Consider the following 4,104-nt stretch of genomic DNA (forward strand, 5'->3'; position numbering starts at 1 on the left):
CAGCGGGGCGCCGCCGAGCACGATCGCGTCGAAGAGGTCGGCCCCGGCACCGCCCGCGTCCAGCAGCCGCGCGAGTTGGGTGGGCACCAGTGCGGTGTAATGCGGCCCGGAGCGCCGGTGCAGGTCGCGTGCGGCGGCGGCGAACGCGTCCGGCCGGAAGCCGGACGAGAGGTCCAGCACGGCGGGCTCGGTGCCCGCCAGGTGTGCCCGCACCAGCACCTGCACCCCGCCGACGTACTGCGCGGGCGTGGCCAGCAGCCAGTGTCCCGGGCCGCCGAGCCGCTCGTGGGTCGCTCGGGCCGAGGCGAGCAGCGCCCGCGCCGACAGCAGCACGCCCTTGGGCGAGCCGGTCGATCCCGACGTGGCCACGACCACGGCGGTGCCGGGTTCGGCGGGCTCGGACGGGCGCATCGCCTCCCGCACGCTCTCCGCCGAGGGATCGCGCGGGTCGAGCGGCAGGACGGCCTCGCCGCCGTCGAGCGCCTCGGCCAGCGCGGCGCGCAACCGTGCCACCGCGTCCGGGGTTCCGTCGAGGCCGGCCAGGCGCATGACTTACCGTCCCTTCACATGGTGAACATCCCGGGCGTACTGACCTACCTCGTCGTCGTGGCGGCCTTCTTCTACATCCTCTACTTCGTGGTGCGGGCGGCCGTGCGGGACGGGATCCGGCAGGCCAAGCAACGCACCCTGGACTGACCGGCGCGCCGACGGGCGCAGCCCACCAGGACGGGACGCACCACGTCGGCAGACGCCGGTGTTTCAGTAGTAGTACGGATACTCCGACCAGTCCGGGTCGCGCTTGTGCAGGAACGCGTCCCGGCCCTCCACGGCCTCGTCCCGCATGTAGGCCAGCCGCGTGGCCTCCCCCGCGAACACCTGCTGCCCCACCAGCCCGTCGTCGACGAGGTTGAGCGCGTACTTGACCATGCGCTGTGCGGTGGGCGACTTGCCGAGCGTTTCGAACGCCCACGTCAGCGCCTCGGCCTCCAGCCGTTCGTGCGGGACGACCTCGTTCACCGCGCCCATCGCGTGCGCCTGCTCGGCGTCGTAGGCGCGGCCGAGGAAGAAGATCTCCCTGGCGAACTTCTGCCCGACCTGGCGCGCCAGATACGCCGAGCCGAACCCGCCGTCGAACGAGCCGACGTCGGTGTCGGTCTGCTTGAACCGCGCGTGCTCGGCCGAGGCGAGGGTGAGATCGCACACCGCGTGCAACGAGTGCCCGCCCCCTGCGGCCCAGCCCGGCACCACGGCGATGACCACCTTCGGCATGAAGCGGATCAGTCGCTGCACTTCCAGCACGTGCAGCCGCCCGGCCCGAGCGGGATCGATGGTGTCCGACGTCTCGCCCTCGGCGTACTGATACCCGGAGCGACCGCGAATACGCTGGTCACCACCGGAGCAGAACGCCCAACCGCCGTCCCGGGGTGACGGACCGTTGCCGGTGAGCAGGACACAGCCGACGTCGGAGCTCATCCGGGCGTGGTCGAGCGCACGGTACAGCTCGTCGACGGTGTGCGGGCGGAAGGCGTTACGGACCTCCGGCCGGTCGAACGCGACCCGGACGACGCGCTTGCCGGACCGGGTCCTCGTCGAACGGTGGTAGGTGATGTCGGTGAAGTCGAAGCCCTCGATCTCTTCCCACTCAGCGGGGTCGAACAGCTCCGAGATACGGGCGTCAGGCACGCCTGGGACAATAATCCCCGTGCGCGCGACACTCGACACCACGGCGGGCCGCCCCGGCCACCGGGGGTCGGCCCCGGGCACACCCGTCGACGGGACACGCCCGTGAACCCGTCCACCGCGCAGGCCCGGGTCCTGGTCGACGAGCTGGTGCGCAACACGGTCTCGCACGTCGTGCTCAGCCCCGGCTCGCGCAACGCGCCGCTGTCGTTCGCCCTGCACGACGCCGCCACGGCGGGCAGGCTCACCCTGCACGTCCGCATCGACGAGCGCAGCGCGGCCTTCCTGGCGCTCGGCATCGCCGCCCGCACCGGACGGCCGGTGGCGATGGTGTGCACCTCCGGCACGGCCGCCGCGAACATCCACCCCGCCGTGCTCGAAGCCGACCGGGCGGGGGTGCCGCTGATCGTGCTCACCGCCGACCGGCCTCCCGAGCTGCGCTCCGCGGGCGCCAACCAGGTGGTCGACCAGCACGCCCTCTACGGCGGTGCCGTCCGCTACTTCGACGAGCTGGCCGTGGCCGAGCGCAGGGCGGGACAGAACGCCTATTGGCGCAGTCAGATCTGCCGGGCCTGGAACGCCGCCTACGGCGAGTGGCGGTGCGGCCCCGTGCACCTCAACGTCCCGCTGCGGGAACCGCTGGTGCCCGACGCCGAGGACATCGACGATGCCGAAAACACCGGCGACGCCGGCGGCACCGGGGACGCCGAGGAGGCCCACGCCACCGGCCACTCCGGCGATGGGCGCACCGCACGCTGGTACGAGTCCCTGGACGGCCGTCCCCGCGGCGCGCGGTGGACCGAGCTGCCCGACTTCGGCGCCCTGCCGTCCTTCGTGGTCCCCTCGGCTCGGCACGGGCTGGTCATCGCCTGCGACGCGGGTGTCCGCGCCGCGAGCGAGTGGGGCGAGCAGCACGGCTGGCCGGTGATCTCGGAGACCGGCGGTCTCGGCCTCGGTGGCACGACCGCGATCGCCGGAGGGGCGTGGCTGCTCGGCGTCGAGGACTTCCTCGCCGACCACCGGCCCGAGCAGGTGCTGTGCATCGGCAGGCCGACGGTGTTCCGGCAGGTGCAACGCCTGCTGTCCGACCCGGCGGTGGAGGTGCTGCTCGTGCGGCCCGACTCCGACTGGCCCGCGCCCGCCCACAACGTGCGCCAGGTGGGGCAGTGGTTCGACGAACCCGCCAAGCCCGCCGACGCGGAATGGCTGAGCCGCTGGCGACGGGCCGACGCGGCGGCCACGGCGGCCGTGCGCGACACACTGGCGGCCGAGCCGTGGCCCAACGGACTCGGGGTGGCCGCCGAGCTGGTGTCGGGACTGCCCGCCGACTCGTTGCTGGTCGTCGGCTCGTCGAACCCGGCGCGGGACGTGGCGCTGGTCGGCGGCTGCCGTCCCGACGTGCTCGTGCACCGCAACCGGGGCGTGGCCGGGATCGACGGCACCGTCTCCACCGCGATCGGCGCGGCCACGGTGCACGCGGGCCCCTCCTACGCCCTGGTGGGGGACCTGACGTTCCTGCACGACATCAACGGCCTGCTCACCGGGTCGGCCGAGGACCGGCCGGATCTGACCGTCGTGGTCCTCAACGACGACGGCGGCGGCATCTTCTCGCTCCTGGAACAGGGAGCGCCCGAGCACGGCGCCGGCTTCGAACGCGTCTTCGGCACCCCACACGGCGCCGACCTCGGCGCGCTGTGCGCGGGCTACCGGGTGCCGTACTCGCTGGTGCACACGCGGGAGGAGCTGCGGGAGGCGTTGCGCCCCGCCCCGGGCCTGCGCGTGATCGAGGTGCGCGTACCCCGCGGTTCTCACCGTGACCTGCACGCCCGGCTCCGGTCCGCGGTCGCCCGGGCGGTCCCGGGCTCCTGACCCGGCACAGGCCGCTCGCTATGCTCGCGGGCGTGACGGGCGCGGGGAGTGAACCACCGGGTGCCACCGCGGTGGTGGCCGGACGTCGCGTGCGCGCGCTGCGCACCGGCCTCTGGGCCGTGCTGGGGGTGGCCTCGGTGCTCACGCTGCTCGGCGTGACGCTCGTGCTGGGGGCCGTGCGCAACGACCAGTTGATCGCCGAGCACCGGGGAACGGCCACCGCGCAGGTCGAGCGGGTGCTGTTCGACCGCACCCTCATCCGCTACGAGACCCCGGACGGCGTCGCGCACAGTCCCGAGAACGGGGTGCTCTACCCGGATGGTCTCGCGGAGGGCCAGCTGGTCCGCATCGAGTACGACACCACCGACGCGGAGCTGGCGAAGGTCGCGGGGCGCACCTGGCTGCTCACCCTGCTGCCGGTGGGCAGCACACTGCTGGTCACCTGGCTGGTCGCGATGCCGTCGGTGTGGTGGCTGCGCTCCCGCCTGCGCGCGGCCGAAACCCCGCCCACCGGGGTCGCGCCGTCGGGTACCGCGCCGACCGGCCCGCCGATGT

The 4,104-nt window shown here is 73.7% G+C and carries 5 protein-coding genes; 3 read left to right on the forward strand and 2 right to left on the reverse strand.

Annotated elements, in window-relative coordinates:
- A partial coding sequence (locus SACSA_RS0117450) for an AMP-binding protein (protein WP_019819023.1) occupies nt 1-549 on the reverse strand: 549 nt, incomplete at its 3' end.
- Nucleotides 550-567: 18 nt separating this feature from the next.
- On the opposite strand from SACSA_RS0117450, the gene SACSA_RS27055 reads away from it, so the two are divergent.
- Nucleotides 568-696, forward strand: a complete 129-nt coding sequence (locus tag SACSA_RS27055) for a hypothetical protein (RefSeq protein WP_019819024.1) — start codon at nt 568-570, stop codon at nt 694-696.
- 63 nt (nt 697-759) lie between these two features.
- Here SACSA_RS27055 and SACSA_RS0117460 read toward each other — a convergent pair whose 3' ends face one another.
- Complete coding sequence (locus SACSA_RS0117460; protein WP_019819025.1) at nt 760-1,683, reverse strand: 1,4-dihydroxy-2-naphthoyl-CoA synthase; 924 nt, start codon at nt 1,681-1,683, stop codon at nt 760-762.
- A gap of 102 nt (nt 1,684-1,785) precedes the next feature.
- On the opposite strand from SACSA_RS0117460, the gene menD reads away from it, so the two are divergent.
- Both menD and SACSA_RS26340 read left to right on the forward strand, forming a co-directional pair.
- Entirely contained in the window at nt 1,786-3,549 is a 1,764-nt protein-coding gene (gene menD / locus SACSA_RS0117465) for a 2-succinyl-5-enolpyruvyl-6-hydroxy-3-cyclohexene-1-carboxylic-acid synthase (protein WP_019819026.1), read from the forward strand.
- Between the two features lie 20 nt (nt 3,550-3,569).
- Nucleotides 3,570-4,104, forward strand: a 535-nt coding sequence (locus tag SACSA_RS26340; RefSeq protein WP_019819027.1) for a DUF3592 domain-containing protein, incomplete at its 3' end; no start/stop codon positions are given.

The organism is Saccharomonospora saliphila YIM 90502 (assembly GCF_000383795.1).
GTDB classification, from domain to species: Bacteria; Actinomycetota; Actinomycetes; order Mycobacteriales; family Pseudonocardiaceae; genus Saccharomonospora; species Saccharomonospora saliphila.

Bases quoted from the DNA above. Each gene is read 5' to 3' on its own strand.
- SACSA_RS27055 (WP_019819024.1), top strand. From the start codon at position 568: ATGGTGAACATCCCGGGCGTACTGACCTACCTCGTCGTCGTGGCGGCC.